The sequence below is a fragment of the Spartinivicinus marinus genome (assembly GCF_026309355.1).
Taxonomy (GTDB): domain Bacteria; phylum Pseudomonadota; class Gammaproteobacteria; order Pseudomonadales; family Zooshikellaceae; genus Spartinivicinus; species Spartinivicinus marinus.
Genome location: NZ_JAPJZK010000001.1, coordinates 3,865,892 through 3,883,682, shown reverse-complemented (window position 1 = coordinate 3,883,682; position 17,791 = coordinate 3,865,892). Strand labels below are relative to the sequence as shown.

Genomic DNA, 17,791 nt, shown 5'->3' with positions numbered 1-17,791 from the left:
ACAACTTACTTTTTCCCAGATTAAAGAGAGCAATGCAGCTATTACACCAACTATTTGACCTGCGCTATTCTCAACAGCTTACTATTTAGGTTTAATCGCTAGAAGTGTTTTTTGTAAAGAAAAACAACGGCTAAATAAGAATAAATAGCCACAGGGTTATTTATTATGACCAATGCACTTAGTTACTCTAATTATTAATAATAAAGAAGGTTAATTATATAGCTATTTTAACACACACTATCATTCAGCCAACTAAGATCAGAGAATAAACTGTATTGATATTAGACAGTTTCACATTGATTGAAAGGTAAACCTGGCAGCCTTTAATTTGGCTCTTCTTGTTTAGGCGCCTCATTATGAATATATCCCCACCCATTATCACTATAAGACCAGCTAGATCCATTTACTGTACTAAATCTGAAAATAACCAAGCCGCCCTTTGAGTCTGTAATTGAAAGTAAATAGCTTGGCTGCTTGTAATTATTTTTGGCGCCAGTTTCTTTCATTTTTTGCCAATAGTCACCATTAAAAAACCAACTATCTCCTGTAAAGGTATCCAACTTGATCGCTATGGGTTTACCTTCTTTAACTGAACTTGCTGTATAAACCTGGTATCGTCCTATACTTTCACTTGCCCAGCTAACAGGAGCAATTATCAACCACCCCAATAACAGCCCATACTTCCATAACCAGCTAACCATTCACCCTCACCTTCTAAAATAAGTTAACGCAATACAAAAGACATCTATTATTAATAATGCGCATATTCATTCCCGAAAACTATCCCGAATAATACCTACCCCTTTAACCAGTCAATGAAATGCAATTTTTGTTTTACACTTAAGCTATACAAGCCCCCTATAAAAAATGATAGATAATCATTTGAGAAGGGAATAGCCATAAAAGCCTGATTCGATGCAAATACACTTATGACCAATAATCCATCCCAACCAGAGTCTGCGGCAACAGCGCCAGATGCAGCTCTTAACGAATCCTCTACAACCAAGTCAGCAGTAATTGCTGAGCTTTATGATGATGGTCTAAACGACGCCTGTCATATTCTCAAACAGTTAGATTATGACTTGCTCAGCATGAAGCAAATCCCCTCTGATCAAGTGTTGGAGAAAGCTAAGAACATACGGGTCATCTGGTTTATCAGCTGTTACAGTTTAACTGTGCTGTTTTTATTATCTTTATTGGGCTTTTTCCCTTGGTGGACAGGTGGGCTTTTTGGGATTGGTTTATTTTTATTAAGCTTAACTTATGTAGACAGCTTTTTACCTAGTCAGCTAGGCGCCAATAGTTTTTCATTACTTACAGCAAAAAGAGAGCAACTTGAACTTGAGCTAAAAAAATATATCACCACCATTGAAGGTAGCCTTGGCTTTATTCACTTACTTCAGCCATTAAGCTACTTTAACAAAAATATGGAAAAGCATTATTTTATACGACTATGCAATGCATCCCAACAACATAAACTGATGAAACACCTAACGAATTACAGAGAGTTTCAGTTATATTACCAGTACCTTATTGAAGCCCTGACTGCTAACGAAAAGCGTGAAGCATGGATCAAAGCCCACCCAAACCCTGATGACATACAAGCAGAGCAAACAGATAAAACAGAAGCAGCTTGAATGCCTCTCTCACTCACGTTCAGTTTGCCAATACAGTTCTCTGACTGGCCCAATCCCTTAAATACTGAATCTCTTCTGCCATTACCACTGATAATGGACTAGTACCCTTAATGGCCGCCACCAAATGATGCATTTGCAACTGCTGCTGCTCAGCTGCGGCTGAATACAGAGCACCTACTACAGCCTGCTCTATTTCAGCACCAGAAAAGCCATCTGTAATATCAGCTAGCTTCTGCACATCAAACTCTTGGCAATCTTGATCCCGCTTTGAAAGGTGTATTTCAAAAATAGAGCGCCTGATTTCTACTCCAGGCAAGTCTACAAAAAATATTTCATCTAGCCGGCCTTTTCTAACTAACTCTGGAGGCAACTGAGAAATATCGTTAGAAGTCGCAACAATAAACACTTTGGTGGTACGCTCAGCCATCCAAGTCAATAAGGTGCCCAATACTCGACGCGAAGTGCCTTGATCATTAAGCCCTGTAGCAATACCTTTTTCAATCTCATCTATCCATAAGACACAAGGCGACATTAAATCAGCTAGTTTAAGTGCTTCGCGCAAGTTACGTTCCGTTTCACCAAAATACTTATTGTACAAAGCGCCAAAGTCCAGCCGAAGTAATGGCACTCCCCATACCCCAGCAACAGCTTTTGCTGCCAAACTTTTACCGCTACCTTGAATACCTAGCAGCATCACCCCTTTCGGTTGATCTAGTGACTGATCATTTTGCAAAAAAGCACTCTGCCTATCTTTCAGCCATTGTTTAAATCTTTCCAAACCTCCTACTTCAGAAAACTTAGCCGTGTCGTACTCAAAGCTTAAGATGCCCTCCATGTCCATCAAGGTAAACTTGGCTTTGTTAATTTCAGGTAAGTCATCGATGGTAATGGCACCATCATCAAAAATAACACCACGAGCTAACTGCCGAGCTTCACCTGCTGACAGGCCACGTAAATTAGCCACCAGCTTTTTCAAGGTTCTATTATCGGTTTTTACTTTTCGTCCACGATGTTGATTTGACCAATTAGCAGCTTCTTCACGCACAATATTTAGCAACTGGTCATCTGAAGGCAACGACAACTCAAAATGCGCCCCATAGCGTTTCAGCTCAGGAGGCAGCTCAAATCGATGGCTTAAAAACACAACAGTATGCTTAAGCTGATCATACTGGAGCGCTATCTCCTTAAGCAGTCGAATATTTTTTGGCTCATCATCCAAGTAAGGATGAAAGTCACATAACACATACAGTCCTGGATCAGGAGACTGCTTAATCAACTGTAACGCAGCCTCTGGTTTCTCAAACCCTTGGTCTTGATCAAGGTCAATCCCAAAGCCAAGTCGTTGTACACCCGTGGTAATTGCCCAAGAAAAAAGAGCTAACTGCCGTTTAATAGCAAGCCGTGTCATCAGCTGCAACACTCGAGGCTCTTCATAGGTTTCAACCACTACCAGAGCTACTCCTGAATCAAGTACCAAACAAAGGTCATGAATATCTGTTTTCAAGTGCCCCTCCTAAGTAACGCTAGGAACATCAATAATACACAACAGTTGCGTTTCCAAATGACTGTCGTAAACTGCTGCCACTCGTTTATAGTTACTTAAGGCAGCCAGTTGTAGCTACACTCGACAGTAACCACATTTGACAATAGCAAGGACCCATCACTGTGGATTGTTTATTCTGCAAAATTGCAGTAGGGGAAATCCCCTCTAATAAAGTATATGAAGATGATCAGGTATATGCATTTCACGATATTAACCCTGGCGCTCCAACTCACTTTTTAATTATACCTAAACAACATATTGCTACTCTGAATGATGCAGGTACAGAGCACCAAGCATTACTTGGCCATATGCAGCTGCTTGCTAGTAAACTGTGTAAAGAAATGGGGCTTGCTGAAGAAGGCTACCGAACCGTATTTAACTGTAATAAGCAGGCAGGTCAGACAGTATTTCATATCCATTTGCATGTATTAGGCGGTCGAGCCCTGCGCTGGCCTCCCGGTTAAACACTCACAATAGGAATGCAGTAGTATGTCCAAAGATGCAAGGCGACTCTCAATTCTTGATAAATTTATCAGTCAATCAGATCAAGTATTGCGAACCCTGAACCGGCATGCTCACCAGCCTTCAAGGCCCTCCCCAGCGGCTGGGGCCAAAGATGATGCATTATCTGAGTCAGAACAGCGTCATGCAGCAGGGCTAATGCGGGTTAACCACAGCGGTGAAGTATGTGCCCAAGCGCTTTATCAAGGCCAAGGGCTTACCGCAAAACTACCTGATGTTAGGGAAGAAATGGAACAGGCAGCCCAAGAAGAAGTTGACCACCTTGCCTGGTGCGAAGAACGGTTAGAGCAACTCAATAGCCAGCCGAGCTTATTAAACCCTGTTTGGTATGGTTTATCTTTTTCGATTGGCGCATTTGCAGGAGTACTTGGCGACAAGTGGAGTTTAGGGTTCGTTGCAGCGACAGAAAACCAAGTCTGCAAACATCTTTCAGGACATCTTCAGTCGCTACCAGCCCAAGACACCAAAAGCCGAGCGATTGTAGAGCAAATGTTGGTTGATGAAGCTTCTCATGAAGAAAAAGCACTGGCAGCTGGCGGCATCAATTTCCCTAAGCCCATTAAATTATTTATGACAGCCACTTCTAAACTTATGACAAAAACGGCTTATCATATTTAAAAATAGTCCTGCTAAGCTTTTATGAAATTTTAAATAAAGCTTGTTTCAAGACCAATAAAATATTTGAAGCATCTAAATAGTACAATTCAGATGCTTCTCTATTTAATCAGCAAAATTCAATCACCTGTTTGAATTTCATAATCATGACTGATTTCAACGCCTGCCTTACTTAGCATAATTGAAGCTGAACAATATTTTTCAGCAGAGAGTTGAACAGCACGCTTTACATGCGCTTCTTTAAGGTCTTTCCCCTTAATCACAAAATGCAAATGAATTTTGCTAAAAACAGCTGGCACCTCATCAACTCTCTCAGCACTAATATCTACATAACAATCAGACACTTGCTGTTTTGATTTTTGTAATATTGTCATCACATCAAAGGAAGAGCAGCCTCCTACCCCCAGTAATAACATTTCCATTGGACGAATACCTAAGTTACGCCCACCTTGATCAGGAGGTCCATCCATAACAGCCGTATGACCACTACCAGACTCACCTAAAAACATTACACCATCAATCCATCTTACTTTTGCTTGCATTTTGCTACCTTAACGTACTACTTTTGATAATAAAGAGATTGAAAGAACCACTTAAAAATTCATCCATATTAAGTAAAGTGTTAAGTTTCACGGCAAAGAAATGATCTATCTCCGTAAAAAGATGGACGAACATCATAATTTAAACACTTAACCTTTAATCAAACTAGAACAAAACGAATTTTGTGGTAATAATGAAAACTAAAAATAATAGGATGTTATTGATAATTTTTTTGGACCCGCTATATGGTTGCAATTACCCCAACACCAAAGATTAAAGATTTAGACAAGTTTCTTTCACTATGCCATCGTCGGCGTTATAGTGCGAAAAGCACCATTATATATGCAGGCGATAGTAGTGATTCTTTATACTACATTGTTAAAGGCTCGGTCACTATCCTGATTGAGGATGATGACGGTCGAGATATCATTATTGCCTACCTCAACGAAGGTGACTTCTTCGGTGAAATGGGCTTATTTCTTGACGAAAAAGATAGCTCAAGAAGCGCTTGGGTTAGAGCTAAAACCGAGTGTGAAGTCGCAGAAATCAGCTACAACAAGTTCCGCGAATACTGTGATGATGACCCAGAAATGTTATTTGCTATTGGCAAGCAAATCGCTAGTCGCTTAAGAAACACCACCCGTAAAGTGGGCGACTTAGCTTTTCTTGATGTGACTGGACGTGTAGCTCGCACTTTACTTGATTTATGTAAAGAGCCAGATGCAATGACTCACCCAGACGGCATGCAAATTAAAATTACTCGCCAGGAAATTGGCCGGATTGTTGGCTGTTCTCGAGAAATGGTCGGGCGAGTATTAAAAACCCTAGAAGAGCAAGGCTTAGTGTCAGTAAAAGGAAAGACTATGGTGGTGTACGGCACCCGTTAGCACAAAGCCAGCGAAATAAAAAACCCAACATCCTATCCAATAAATGGGCGACACTGAGTCGCCTTTTTATTTATTGTTATTGTTAACTTTTATTTACTACTAACCTTTTATTGATGACTAAAAAGTTCAGCTAGCTGCTCACCAGGCTCATCTGCTCTCATAAACGCCTCTCCTACCAAAAAGGCATAAACATCATGCGCCAGCATAGACTGGACATCATTTATCGTATGAATCCCGCTCTCAGTAACAACCAGCCGGTTATCAGGCAACTGCTTGAGTAATTTAAAAGTAGTTTCCAAACTCACATCAAAAGTATGCAAATTACGGTTGTTTATTCCCAGCAAAAACTCTCCAGATAGCCGCAGTGCTCGCTCAAGTTCAGTTTCATCATGCACTTCAACAAGCACATCTAAGCCTAACTTTTGCGCTAATTGATTAAGCCCTTTTAGCTGTTCATCACTCAAAGCCGCAACAATCAAAAGGATACAGTCAGCACCTAAACAACGAGCCTCATACACTTGATAAGGGTCAATAGTGAAATCTTTCCTTAATACGGGCAGGTTGCAAGCTGCTTTTGCCTGCTGCAAATAGCTATCATGCCCCTGAAAAAAATCCTGATCTGTTAAAACTGATAAACAAGTAGCACCGCCTTGCTGGTAGCTTTTTGCAATGACAGCTGGCTCAAATACTTCTCGAATCACTCCTTTACTAGGAGAGGCCTTTTTGATCTCAGCAATTACTGCAGGTTGCTTTGCCTTCACTTTAGCTTCAACAGCTGCCTTGAAGCCTCGACAAGCAGGAGCACTACTAGCTAGTTCGATTAACTGCTCTATTGGTTTTTTTTGTAAACGCTCAGCTATTTCCTCTTCTTTACGAGCGAGGATTTTCTTTAACACAGTTGGCGTATTCATGTATTACTCATCATCTTTCTGGGTTGCATAACGGGTGAAGCTAGCAAGCTCTGCCATTTTTTCTTTAGCCAGACCACTGTAAATGGCATCTTGTGCATCTTTTACCCCTTCAGCCAAATCATCTGCCAGCCCAGCTACATAAATAGCAGCACCAGCATTTAGTGCAATAATATCGGCTGCTTTACTAGCATTAGAGCCCTTTTGTTTACCCAAAGCATCTTGAATCAATGCATAGCTTTCTTCTGGGCCAGCGACTTCTAGGCCAATTAAGCTTTGACTGCTAATACCAAAGTCTTCAGGCTTAACTGTATATTCTTTAACCTCACCATTTTTAAGTTCAGCTACATAGGTTTGATTAGCAATCGAAATTTCATCTAAGCCATCAGCTGAGTGCACTACCATGACATGTTCACTTCCCAGACGCTTCATCACATTAGCCATATGTTTAGCCAATGGCTTGCTAAATACACCGATCACTTGCCGTTTAACTCTCGCTGGATTGGTCATTGGCCCCAGCATATTAAACAGGGTACGAACCCCCATTTCTTTACGGGGACCAATGGCATGCTTCATGGCACCATGATGTAAAGGCGCAAACATAAATCCTAGCCCTACATGCTCTACAGCACGAGCAATTTGCTCACTGGTTAGCTCCAATTTTATTCCAGCAGCCTCTAGCAAGTCTGCACTACCTGACTTACCCGATACAGAGCGATTGCCATGCTTGGCAACATGGCCTCCTGCAGCAGCAACTACAAATGCGGCGGCGGTAGATACATTAAAAATATTAGCCCCATCACCACCGGTACCACAGGTGTCGACTAAGTTTTCTACCTCAATTTCAACAGGAGTCACCAACTCCCGCATAACTTGAGCAGCACCGGTTATTTCATCAATGCTTTCACTTTTCATCCGCAGGCCAATCAAAAATGCAGCAATTTGCGCATCTGTTGCATGCCCTGTCATGATTTGTCGCATGACCAAAACCATTTCTTCGGTACTTAAATCACGGTGATCAATTACCGTTGCTATTGCTTGCTTTATATCCATAATAGGTACCTCAGCAGGTCTGTTGCAGGAAGTTATTCAGCAGCTCATGCCCTTGTCTAGTCATAATCGACTCTGGATGGAACTGAACGCCTTCTATAGCCAATGTTTTATGGCGAACCCCCATGATCTCATCCAACTCGCCTTGTTCTGTTTCAGTCCAAGCAGTTATTTCAAGACAGTCTGGTAATGACTCAGCTTCAAGCACTAATGAGTGGTAACGAGTCGATTGCAACGGATTTTCCAACCCTTGAAAGACTCCCTTATTAGCATGTTTAACGGGAGAAACTTTTCCATGCATAACTTGTTTAGCCCGTATGACCTTGCCGCCATACACTTGCCCAATACTTTGATGCCCCAAGCAAACACCCAAAATAGGGAGCTTACCTGCAAAGTGTTTGATCACAGCCATTGAAATTCCCGCTTCATTAGGTGTACACGGACCAGGAGAAATGACTATTCTCTCTGGATTTAGCTGTTCTATATCAGTAACAGTAATTTCATCATTTCGGTGTACTTGAACATCAGCACCAAGCTCTGACAAATACTGAACGATGTTGTAAGTAAACGAATCGTAATTATCAATCATCAGTAACATTGCACACCCCCAATTATTCCACTAAGCCTTTTTCAGCCATTGCTACTGCACTAAACATGGCACGCCCTTTATTGAGGGTTTCTTTCCACTCCAGGCTTGGATCCGAATCTGCCACTACTCCAGCCCCAGCCTGAATATAAAGTTGGTGGTTTTTAATTACTGCGGTTCGAATTGCAATGGCTGTGTCCATATTGCCATGCCAGGACAAATACCCCACAGCCCCACCATAAACACCACGCTTAGTGGTTTCTAACTCATCAATTATTTCCATTGCACGCACTTTAGGGGCACCACTAAGTGTTCCAGCAGGCAATGTTGCCTTGAGCACATCCAGCGCAGATAAATCTTCTTTCACCTGACCAATTACATTGGACACAATATGCATCACATGGGAGTAACGCTCGATTACCATTTGATCCGTCAATTTTACTGTACCAGTTTGCGCAACTCGACCAACATCATTACGACCCAAGTCGATCAGCATCAAGTGCTCAGCCAGCTCCTTAGGGTCAGCCAACAACTCTTTTTCCAAGGCCAAATCTTGCTCCTCGGTTTTACCACGCTTACGAGTACCAGCAATTGGCCGAACGGTCACTTGACCATCTTCCACATGGGCGAGTATCTCTGGAGAAGACCCCACCACATGGAATTCACCCAGGTCCAGGTAATACATATAGGGTGATGGATTTAGACAGCGCAGGGCTCTATATAAGTTTAATGGTGGAGAATGAAATGGTACTGTCATCCGCTGAGACAACACCACCTGCATCGCATCACCCGCTAAAATGTATTCTTTGACTTTAGCGACTGACGCTTCAAATTTTTCTTGACCCACCGATGATTTAAAGTCTGCTTCTGTCACTTCCCTTTTCTGCTTTGAAGTCGGTGCAGTAAACGGCTTGGAGTGTAAGGTTTCAACCAGCTCATGGAGGCGCTGTTTCGCAGAATTTAAGCTTTCTGTTTGGCTAGGATCAGCCATAACTACAAACAAAATTTTGCCTGTTAAGTTGTCAAAAATGACCACTTCTTCGGACAGCATGAGAAAAATATCAGGTGTATTTAATTCATCAGGTGGCGTGGTTTTTTGAAGCTTTGGCTCAATATATCGCACCGTATCGTAGGCAAAATAACCAACCAAACCGCCAAAAAAGCGTGGTAGCCCAGGTAGTTGAGGTACTTTAAATTGCGCTTGGTAGTCAGCAATATAGTTAAGAGGGTTTTGCTCTTGTCGAGTTTCTACTAGTTGGCCACTGACATACCGTTTAATTTCAAAGCCTGTTACTAGTATTTGCTCTTTGGCAGGCAACCCAATAATAGAATAGCGCCCCCATTTTTCCCCTCCTTGTACAGACTCTAATAAATAGCTAAAGGGTTGGTTGGCGAGTTTTAAATAGGTGCTAAGTGGCGTATCTAAGTCTGCCAGCACCTCATGGGTCACGGGAATACGATTATAGCCTGCAGCAGCCAGGCTGGAAAATTGCTCCGGGGTCATAGTGTCTCCTACTGTTAAATATCGTGATTAGTTTGCTTTGTTTTAAACAAGCCACCAATTACGCCATCGCCAGCTATGCACAAGGTCATCAGACATAGTTAGACATGGGTTAACAATAAAGCCGCTATGACTCACGCTTGTCTCCAGTTTACTGATTAAAAAATAAATGTTTTATCTATTAGCTACTACATATGCAGCTACTCAACTTAATCATACCCTATTAAAGTACCATGCTAGAAGCAACAAAAAATACAACAGCTTTTACTGTTTGTTAGCGACTCCAAACTAGCAGTTTTTGGTCAGTAGCTGCAGTAGCCACAATGCTTAAGCAGTGACCTGAGACAACTCAGTGCGCATGGTATCAATAACTGCCTTATAGTCTGGTGCGTTAAAAATAGCCGACCCTGCAACAAAAGTATCAGCACCCGCCTCCGCTATTTCCCGAATATTGCTTGTAGAGACACCACCATCAATTTCTAACCGAATATCCAAACCACTAGCATCGATTAACTGTCGAGCTTGGCGAATTTTGTTGAGGGTTTGAGGAATAAATTTTTGTCCTCCAAATCCTGGGTTAACTGACATCAACAACACCATATCAACTTTATCAATCACATACTCTAAATGGTCTAGTCGAGTAGCAGGATTAAATACTAAACCTGCTTTACAGCCACTCGCTTTAATCATTTGCAAAGAGCGATCAATATGTTCTGATGCCTCAGGGTGAAAGGTAATATAGCTTGCCCCAGCGTCAATAAAATCACCAATAATGCGATCAACAGGCTTGACCATCAAATGGACATCAATAGGAGCTTTAACTCCATAATCTCTCAACGCCTTGCACACCATCGGACCTATGGTCAGATTAGGAACATAGTGGTTATCCATCACATCAAAGTGCACCATATCTGCACCTGCTGCTAGTACATTGTCTACTTCTTCACCTAAACGAGCAAAGTCAGCAGAAAGAATACTGGGAGCAATTAAAAAATCTTTCATTAGTTAAGTTTCCAAGCAAATCAACATAGCGTGTTAATTTTAACTGATCCTCAACTAGAATTCATGAAAGAGGCAAAACCCCTATCTGTTTGAACTGAAAAGTGTTTAAAAAAACTTTCTGGATTACCACCGTCATAACAACCTGCTTATTTGCTGGGAGCTTTCCTCCTTTGAGCCTGGCCCAACAGCAGTCCAAAGCAGCCTCAGAAGATCCAACAGAATCTACAGTGGGATCAGAGCCGGCTGAACCAGAAAGCAATACAAACTCATCACCACCCAAGCCTGTAGTAAGACCTAGTCTGCCCTCTTCAGAACAAACCCTGTTTCAACTATTAAAAGAACGTCTCTCTACTGATGAAATTTTGATGTTACCTAAAGAGAAAGAGGGAGAAACATTTTTAGCTGCTTATTTACAAGAAAATACAGGCTCACCCAAAGGGGGGATTTTACTGATTCCTGCAGAAGGCCAGCATATCAACTGGCCCAAAACTATCCTGCCATTACGCAAAAAGCTGCCTGATGCAGGCTGGCATACACTCGCTATAATGCCAGTTCAGGGTAAACCACTTACGCCACCAGAAAGAACGTTTTTTCCTAAAGGTATTATTACATTAGCTAGTGGCCAGCAAACAACAGAAAGCCAAACGGAACCAGCAGTAGAACAACCAGGTGAGCAAGAAGAAGAATCCTCAGCCGAAACAGAAAAAACTGCTGACAGTGACAAAAAGCCAGAACAGTCTGAAGAAAATAAACCTGAAGAATCTCAAGCTGCCCCCCAGTCTTCTGAAAAAACAGAGCCTCCCTACGACCCCGTTAAAGACATGTACAACCGTATTAACCAAGGGCTAGATCATCTGGCTAAACAAGGATTGCTCTTTCAAGTGATAGTGGGACAGCGGGAAGGAGCACACTGGGCTCTAGCATTTATAGCAGAGCAGCAACCCAAAAATGTCCATGCGCTCATATTAATCAACCCCTCTCCTAGCCGGGCATTAGAGATGACTATTCCTAAACTACTAGAGAAGTCTCATTTACTAACTCTCGATATTTATATCACTCAATACCCAGGACCATCTCCCGAAGCCAACCAACGAGTTGCAGCCGCCCATCGCAGCAAAAACTATAACTACTTTCAGTATCGCTTGCCTGCCGCCCCTAATAGTCAAGAGACCACAAATGAATGGGTATTTAAACGAATAAAAAGTTGGTTGAAGCGCCGAACCAAAACCACAGAGCTTTCAACGCGCGCAAAAAAAAACAATAAACAGCTATCTATAGCTGCATTTGATCAAGAGTTAATAGTTTTTCGGTGGCTTTTGATTAGCTCATAAGCTATTTGAATTTCTTGGGTTTTTTCTTTTGCCAGCTGCACCATTTCCCCAGGCAACCCCTTGGCTAGTAACTTATCAGGATGGTGCTGACTCATTAAACGGCGATAGGCGCGCTTCAGCGTTTTGTCATCTGCACTTGGACTAACCCCCATCACTGCATAAGCATTATCAACTTGCTTTCCTAGCGAAGTTTTATTACGCCGCTGATAAAATTGCTGCTGAGCCAGGAAGCGCTGATGAATCAGCTTCAATTTTAGTGGGCCTATTTTTAATACTGCTGCAGCATCTTCCAGCACCCGCCATTCAGATTGAGTAATACGACCGTCTGCATATGCAGCTTGAAGCTGTAGTTCAATAAACATGTCTAACAAGCTTTGATTGCCTTTTAGCTGGCTGGCAAAATCGGTTAGCGCTTGTTGAACCGTCTGATTGTTACCCTGTTTACCCTGGTTAAATAATGCAATGGCTGCCTTACGCTGCTCCTGACTCAAACGCATATTAGCCATAACGGATGCTGCTTGCTGAATCTCCTGCTCTGATACTCGCCCATCCGCCTTGGCCAACTTTCCCATTACTAAAAATGTCGCTTTAAAGAAAGCGGTTTGAACTTGTTGTGCATTATTTTGGTAATCAGTTGACGCTTTAGGCGAACCATCTTGCTTTCCCCCTTGCAGCACCTGCCAGCGGGTTTGTCGGCTAAACGCCCATACCAAACCACTTAACATTAAAGCACCTAGCCAGCCGCCATAGCGCCAACCTATTAGTAAGGCAATTAACAACCCAACCCAACGAAACATTTTATAATTTCACTCAGTTACTATTTTTTTCAACTGCTGCTTTTTCAACTATTGCTGTTTTGGCCACCAAGTCATTTTCTAATTGCTTAAGCCGCTCAGGGGTTCCTACATCCAACCAATAACCATGATACTGCTCACCCGACACTAGCCCTTGATCAATCGCTTCTTTTAAAACCGGTGCCAATGGCCATTTAGCTTGGGGCAGTTTATTAAATAATGCCGGACTCAACACACTAATACCAGTAAAAGTAAAGCGCTGTGCTCTGCTTTTAAGTGTTACCAAACCATCTATCAATGAAAAATCACCCTCCACATTGTGGTCCGGATTATCCACCAACACCAAATGAGCTAAGTTATTTTCGGGTAAATGCAACTGCTCTAAAGGGTAGTCGCACCAAATATCACTATTAATCACAATAAAGGGAGCGTTTCCCAGTAGTGATAACGCATGAGTAATACCACCTGCAGTTTCCAGTGGCTCAGGTTCAGGAGAGTAGCTGATATTAACTCCCCAGCGGCTACCATCTTTTAAGTAAGACTCTATTTGCTCCCCTAAATAAGCATGGTTAATCACCAACTCAGTTATCCCTGCTGCAGCCAGCCGCTCCAATTGATACTCAATCAACGGTTTACCTAATACTGGTAGTAGCGGTTTAGGTGTTTTCAAAGTTAAAGGCCGCATTCGAGTACCAAGCCCTGCAGCCAAAATAATTGCTTTCATGAGATATCTAATGGCTCCTGTAGTATTTCTGGCTGGAACCAGGGCTGCGTAAATAGTTCAGGGAGCACTATTTCAGCAAACAACTGTTTCAGCGTTGCCAACTCTTCATATTGGGCTATCACCTCCATTACATAACCAATAACTACCGGCACGTCAGTTAAATAGCGATTTTTTTTATCTCTAATCGCTAACCGGGCAAATAAACCTAACACTTTTAAATGGCGCTGCAGCCCTGTCCAGTCGAACCACTTAACTATTTCAGCAAAGGAGTACGGCTGCAGTAGAGGTAGTTGTTGAACGGCTTGCTCCAACCAGGTCAATACCTGTTCTCTTGGCCAGCGGATATAGCAGTCTTTAAACAAAGAAGCCAAGTCATAACAAGCCGGCCCCCATACCATCCCCTGAAAGTCAATCACCGCTAACTGTTGCTGCCACACCATCAAATTACGACTGTGGTAGTCTCTGTGTACACAAGTCTTTGGCTGAGATAGCAACTCATTAATGATATGTTGCTTAATATTACTAATTGCTTCAAGTGTTGCATTATCTACAGAGATGTTGAGGAGTTTCTCGAGAAACCAGGGTTCAAACAAATCCATCTCTCGCATTAAAAAAGCATCATCGTATGATGGAATGGTTAACCCATTAGGCATCTGAGCTGCTTGAAACTTTGCCATATCAGCCACCGCTTGCTGATATAAGTCAGTTGCTGATAACTGATTAAGCTGATCTAGTAATAATGTGTCACCCAAATCTTCCAATAACAAAAAGCCATTGCTAATGTCATACGCATAAACTTTAGGCACCTTTACATTTTTTTTATATAAATACTCACTAATATCGATAAATGCTTTACAGTCTTCAAACTTTGGAGGCGCATCAACAGCAATTAGCGTACAATCTGTACTAGGCTGGATTCGGTAATATTTTCGAAAACTCGCATCACCGTATAATAAAACAAGTGGTACTTGATGATTTGTGTGATGCCAGTTAAATTGGCACTCTATGGTCGGCAACACCTGATTAAGCCAATTTGAAAGCACTTGCCGCCTAATATTCATACAGCCTTTTTACCATTTACAAATTTGCTAGTGATTGTTAATTAAGCTTATCTGTAGACCAAGTTTAGAAAACAAAATCTATAACTCAGGTCTCAATTGCAGAAATTCTTTATGCGTTAGATAGCTCCTACTAACACCCATAAATTATTATGCATTGGCTTTTGCTATGTATTGTTTATTATTTATAGCATTTATAAACTCTTGGGTTATTTCCTTGAATTGCGTCACTTGGCAATCTTATCCGACAGGAAGCCTGGACTGAATAGCGATGGCAGTAAAAAAGTTACAATTCACAAACAATATACACTGGCTACTAACAACTGGTTTGTTAGCTGGATCCACTAGCCTTACTCTCTACGCAGCTCCTCAAGGAGAACAGAATAGTGAGTGGCACTGTCTGCCCGGGGCTAACGGCCAAGGCTGGAATTGTAATGTCCAGTCAAAACCGCCAGGTACCGTCAAGCGTGCTCCACGCCCTCCTGAAAAAGCCGGTGCAGCAGATACCTCTGCTACAACTATTGCCAGTCAAGAGGAGCCTGTGAATGCAAGTCCAGTTCATGAAGGGGAGGCTTTTGGCCCACTTGCCTTACCTCAGCTTGACTGGGTGAGCCTGGACCAACTGACAGAAGAGCAGCGACAACAAGTCGCTCCCCAGTGTTCAGGTGCCTATATTGAGCCATTTAGGCTGGGTATGGACTATCAAGGCAACCCTGCCGACGCCCCTATTTACGCAGAAGCACAAGACTCAGAGTATGATCAGGATGGTACAGCTAAATTTACTGGCAAGGTATTAATTCGCCAGGGTTATCGTCAGTTACAAAGCGATAACGCCACCTTACATCAGAATACTGATACAGCAGAGTTTGAAGGTAACGTCATCCTAAGGGAGCCAAACCTGTTATTGGTAGGTCAGCAAGCCGCTGTCAACCTTCAGTCTGGGCGTATGGACATTAAAAATGCACGCTACCTTTTCCATAAAAACCACAGCCGTGGAGAAGCAACAACGATCACCCGACGCGAGGATGAGCTAGTTGTTTTAGAGAGCGCCAACTATACAACCTGCCCCCCAGACAGTAATGCCTGGACATTAACAGGTAAAGACATCACATTAAATAAATTTACCGGATTTGGTTCAGCAAAACACGCCACCATTCGTGTTGCTGGCATCCCAGTTTTTTATACACCTTACATTTACTTCCCCATTGATGATCGACGCCAATCAGGTTTCTTAGCGCCAACGATAGGCACCTCTGGGGATAACGGCTTTGATCTTACTACCCCTTACTATTTCAATTTAGCGCCAAATTACGATGCTACTCTTTACCCTCGTTACATGGCTGAGCGAGGCTTTTTGCTTGAAGGCGAGTTTCGCTATTTAACACCCAATAGTTCTGGTGAGGTAGGCGGCGCCTATTTAGGCAGCGATGATTTAAAAGATGGTAACCGCCAAGCAGGAGAGGATCGCTGGTATGCCAACTGGATACATGATCAACGCTTAACAGACCGCTGGAAATTTAATATTGACTACACCAAAGCCAGTGACAAAGACTATTTTAGAGACTTTGGCACATCCCTAGAGGTCTCTAGCCAAGACAACCTCAATCAAGCCTTTAAAACCGTTTATAACGGTGGTGATAACAAGCACAGCTGGACCTTCACAACGGCTGTTCAAAAATATCAAAATATGAGCAACACCAGTGATGACTCCTATGAGAAAGTCCCTCAATTTGAGTTTAAAGGTAACTTGCTGGCAGATAATGGCCTTGAGTTTGATTATCTAACTGATGTTACCTATTTCACTCGAGATAAAGACTGGAAGTACCAAGGCCAAGTTGCAAACCGAAGTCCTGAAGATATTGAAAATGACGTAACTCGTAGTATCTATGGTGAAGGAACCAATGAATTTACCAATGCCAAAGGCTCCCGCTTTTATGCAGAAACTGGTGTAAAATATAAGTTTGAATGGCCTTATGCCTTTGTTACTCCTGGCCTAAAGTTCAAACATGTCCAATACAGACTAACAAACCTAGACAGGGAAGATTTTGTTCCAAACGGTCCAAGAAACCAATTTAACCTGAAATACGACACCAGTCCTAGCACAACAACACCTGTATTCACCCTAGATAGTGGACTGCTCTTTGATCGTAAAGTCCTGTTTGGCGAGAGTCAGTTCACACAAACTTTAGAGCCTCGAGCCTTGTATGTTTACTCGCCAGAAAAAGGTGATCAAGAGCAAAACCCTGTATTTGATACTTCAAGTAACAGCTTTAGTTATGCGCAGTTGTGGCGAGACAACCGTTTCAGTGGCTATGACCGGCTAGGCGATGCTAATCAAATCGCTCTCGGGGTTACATCCCGCTTTATTGAAGATAACGGCTTTGAGCGCTTCAGGGTAGGTACAGGGCAGATATTCTATTTTAAAGATCGAGAAGTCCTTCTTGACCCTAACCACTTTGACACCACTAATAACCCAAGCAATGATGTCAATATTGACGAGAGTACACGCCGTTATTTAGATGACCAAAGAGCCTCTACATCACCATTAGCATCTGAACTGGTGTGGAATATTACCTCAGCACTTTCATTCAAGCAGGACTGGATTTACAACACCAATGAGGGGCGTAATGAAGAGTTTGCCTCTAGCCTTCGCTACCATCCTGACTATAATCGCCTGCTGAACTTCAGCTACCGTTTCCGTGACCAGGTAGACCGTACTCGTAAAGATGAAAATGGTAATGCCATTCCTGGCCAGTTTGCAGATGGGGATATTGAGCAGGCTGACCTGTCGTTTATCTGGCCAGTGGCATCCAACTGGAGTGCACTAGGTCGCTGGAATTATGATGTCACCAATAGCCGCCGACTTGAAGCGATGTTTGGTGCTGAATATGATAGCTGCTGTTATAAAATACGCTTTATTGGTCGTCAGTGGATTGATGGTGACGATGATATAGATAATGCAGAGACCGATAATGGTGTTTTTGTTCAGTTTGTCATGAAAGGTTTAGGTAACTTATTTGGCAGTAAAGTCGAAGGTTTCTTAGAAGGGATTGACGGTTACCGTGAACGGGAAGAGCGCAACAAGTTATAATT

General features: G+C 42.4%; 17 protein-coding genes. 6 read left to right on the top strand and 11 right to left on the bottom strand.

Annotated elements, in window-relative coordinates:
• Positions 1-323: 323 nt before the first annotated feature.
• The gene (locus tag OQE68_RS17690) at positions 324-701 is read right to left on the bottom strand and encodes a hypothetical protein (protein ID WP_180570348.1); all 378 of its coding nucleotides are present in this window, start codon (positions 699-701) and stop codon (positions 324-326) included.
• Between the two features lie 228 nt (positions 702-929).
• On the opposite strand from OQE68_RS17690, the gene OQE68_RS17685 reads away from it, so the two are divergent.
• A complete protein-coding gene (locus tag OQE68_RS17685; RefSeq protein WP_180570349.1) occupies positions 930-1,637 on the top strand; it encodes a hypothetical protein in 708 nt (235 codons plus the stop codon).
• A gap of 19 nt (positions 1,638-1,656) precedes the next feature.
• Here the strand turns inward: OQE68_RS17685 and OQE68_RS17680 are convergent, their stop codons facing one another.
• On the bottom strand, positions 1,657-3,141 hold the full coding sequence (locus OQE68_RS17680) for an AAA family ATPase (protein WP_180570350.1): 1,485 nt from the start codon (positions 3,139-3,141) through the stop codon (positions 1,657-1,659).
• A 161-nt stretch (positions 3,142-3,302) separates the two neighbouring features.
• Between OQE68_RS17680 and OQE68_RS17675 the strand changes: the two genes are divergently transcribed.
• Together OQE68_RS17675 and coq7 are read left to right on the top strand one after the other, a co-directional pair.
• The gene (locus tag OQE68_RS17675; RefSeq protein WP_180570351.1) at positions 3,303-3,644 is read left to right on the top strand and encodes a histidine triad nucleotide-binding protein; all 342 of its coding nucleotides are present in this window, start codon (positions 3,303-3,305) and stop codon (positions 3,642-3,644) included.
• 25 nt (positions 3,645-3,669) lie between these two features.
• Positions 3,670-4,320 carry a 2-polyprenyl-3-methyl-6-methoxy-1,4-benzoquinone monooxygenase gene (coq7, locus tag OQE68_RS17670; protein WP_180570352.1) on the top strand — a complete coding sequence of 217 codons (651 nt, stop codon included), beginning with the start codon at positions 3,670-3,672 and terminating at the stop codon, positions 4,318-4,320.
• A gap of 116 nt (positions 4,321-4,436) precedes the next feature.
• On the opposite strand, the gene OQE68_RS17665 is transcribed toward coq7, so the two are convergent.
• Positions 4,437-4,859, bottom strand: a complete 423-nt coding sequence (locus tag OQE68_RS17665; protein WP_180570353.1) for an OsmC family protein — start codon at positions 4,857-4,859, stop codon at positions 4,437-4,439.
• Positions 4,860-5,102: 243 nt separating this feature from the next.
• On the opposite strand from OQE68_RS17665, the gene crp reads away from it, so the two are divergent.
• A complete protein-coding gene (crp, locus tag OQE68_RS17660; protein ID WP_180570354.1) occupies positions 5,103-5,744 on the top strand; it encodes a cAMP-activated global transcriptional regulator CRP in 642 nt (213 codons plus the stop codon).
• 107 nt (positions 5,745-5,851) lie between these two features.
• Here the strand turns inward: crp and trpC are convergent, their stop codons facing one another.
• From trpC to rpe, 5 genes are all read right to left on the bottom strand, one after another.
• Entirely contained in the window at positions 5,852-6,655 is an 804-nt protein-coding gene (gene trpC, locus OQE68_RS17655) for an indole-3-glycerol phosphate synthase TrpC (protein ID WP_180570355.1), read from the bottom strand.
• Between the two features lie 3 nt (positions 6,656-6,658).
• The gene (gene trpD, locus OQE68_RS17650) at positions 6,659-7,705 is read right to left on the bottom strand and encodes an anthranilate phosphoribosyltransferase (protein WP_180570356.1); all 1,047 of its coding nucleotides are present in this window, start codon (positions 7,703-7,705) and stop codon (positions 6,659-6,661) included.
• A 10-nt stretch (positions 7,706-7,715) separates the two neighbouring features.
• Entirely contained in the window at positions 7,716-8,300 is a 585-nt protein-coding gene (locus tag OQE68_RS17645) for an anthranilate synthase component II (RefSeq protein ID WP_180570357.1), read from the bottom strand.
• 13 nt (positions 8,301-8,313) lie between these two features.
• A complete protein-coding gene (gene trpE / locus OQE68_RS17640) occupies positions 8,314-9,792 on the bottom strand; it encodes an anthranilate synthase component I (protein ID WP_180570358.1) in 1,479 nt (492 codons plus the stop codon).
• Positions 9,793-10,116: 324 nt separating this feature from the next.
• On the bottom strand, positions 10,117-10,791 hold the full coding sequence (rpe, locus tag OQE68_RS17635) for a ribulose-phosphate 3-epimerase (protein WP_180570359.1): 675 nt from the start codon (positions 10,789-10,791) through the stop codon (positions 10,117-10,119).
• Between the two features lie 170 nt (positions 10,792-10,961).
• Here rpe and OQE68_RS17630 point away from each other — a divergent pair, with 170 nt between their 5' ends.
• Positions 10,962-12,122, top strand: coding sequence for a DUF3530 family protein (locus OQE68_RS17630; RefSeq protein ID WP_180570360.1), 1,161 nt, complete (start codon positions 10,962-10,964; stop codon positions 12,120-12,122).
• Here the strand turns inward: OQE68_RS17630 and djlA are convergent.
• The 3 genes from djlA to OQE68_RS17615 are packed head-to-tail and all read right to left on the bottom strand — an operon-like array spanning position 12,080 to position 14,701.
• Positions 12,080-12,919 carry a co-chaperone DjlA gene (djlA, locus tag OQE68_RS17625; protein WP_180570361.1) on the bottom strand — a complete coding sequence of 280 codons (840 nt, stop codon included), beginning with the start codon at positions 12,917-12,919 and terminating at the stop codon, positions 12,080-12,082. The genes OQE68_RS17630 and djlA overlap by 43 nt on opposite strands.
• A 13-nt stretch (positions 12,920-12,932) precedes the next feature.
• Complete coding sequence (gene murU / locus OQE68_RS17620; protein WP_180570362.1) at positions 12,933-13,640, bottom strand: N-acetylmuramate alpha-1-phosphate uridylyltransferase MurU; 708 nt, start codon at positions 13,638-13,640, stop codon at positions 12,933-12,935.
• Positions 13,637-14,701, bottom strand: a complete 1,065-nt coding sequence (locus tag OQE68_RS17615) for an aminoglycoside phosphotransferase family protein (protein WP_180570363.1) — start codon at positions 14,699-14,701, stop codon at positions 13,637-13,639. Before OQE68_RS17615 ends, murU begins: the two co-directional genes overlap by 4 nt.
• A gap of 268 nt (positions 14,702-14,969) precedes the next feature.
• Between OQE68_RS17615 and OQE68_RS17610 the strand changes: the two genes are divergently transcribed.
• Complete coding sequence (locus OQE68_RS17610; protein ID WP_180570364.1) at positions 14,970-17,789, top strand: LPS-assembly protein LptD; 2,820 nt, start codon at positions 14,970-14,972, stop codon at positions 17,787-17,789.
• Positions 17,790-17,791 lie beyond the last annotated feature (2 nt).

What these genes read in the sequence shown, in the direction of transcription:
- OQE68_RS17690 (WP_180570348.1), bottom strand. Translation starts at nt 701, where the DNA reads ATGGTTAGCTGGTTATGGAAGTATGGGCTGTTATTGGGGTGGTTGATA.
- OQE68_RS17685 (WP_180570349.1), top strand. Translation starts at nt 930, where the DNA reads ATGACCAATAATCCATCCCAACCAGAGTCTGCGGCAACAGCGCCAGAT.
- coq7 (WP_180570352.1), top strand. Translation starts at nt 3,670, where the DNA reads ATGTCCAAAGATGCAAGGCGACTCTCAATTCTTGATAAATTTATCAGT.
- OQE68_RS17665 (WP_180570353.1), bottom strand. Translation starts at nt 4,859, where the DNA reads ATGCAAGCAAAAGTAAGATGGATTGATGGTGTAATGTTTTTAGGTGAG.
- crp (WP_180570354.1), top strand. Translation starts at nt 5,103, where the DNA reads ATGGTTGCAATTACCCCAACACCAAAGATTAAAGATTTAGACAAGTTT.
- trpC (WP_180570355.1), bottom strand. Translation starts at nt 6,655, where the DNA reads ATGAATACGCCAACTGTGTTAAAGAAAATCCTCGCTCGTAAAGAAGAG.
- trpD (WP_180570356.1), bottom strand. Translation starts at nt 7,705, where the DNA reads ATGGATATAAAGCAAGCAATAGCAACGGTAATTGATCACCGTGATTTA.
- OQE68_RS17645 (WP_180570357.1), bottom strand. Translation starts at nt 8,300, where the DNA reads ATGTTACTGATGATTGATAATTACGATTCGTTTACTTACAACATCGTT.
- trpE (WP_180570358.1), bottom strand. Translation starts at nt 9,792, where the DNA reads ATGACCCCGGAGCAATTTTCCAGCCTGGCTGCTGCAGGCTATAATCGT.
- rpe (WP_180570359.1), bottom strand. Translation starts at nt 10,791, where the DNA reads ATGAAAGATTTTTTAATTGCTCCCAGTATTCTTTCTGCTGACTTTGCT.
- djlA (WP_180570361.1), bottom strand. Translation starts at nt 12,919, where the DNA reads ATGTTTCGTTGGGTTGGGTTGTTAATTGCCTTACTAATAGGTTGGCGC.
- murU (WP_180570362.1), bottom strand. Translation starts at nt 13,640, where the DNA reads ATGAAAGCAATTATTTTGGCTGCAGGGCTTGGTACTCGAATGCGGCCT.
- OQE68_RS17615 (WP_180570363.1), bottom strand. Translation starts at nt 14,701, where the DNA reads ATGAATATTAGGCGGCAAGTGCTTTCAAATTGGCTTAATCAGGTGTTG.
- OQE68_RS17610 (WP_180570364.1), top strand. Translation starts at nt 14,970, where the DNA reads ATGGCAGTAAAAAAGTTACAATTCACAAACAATATACACTGGCTACTA.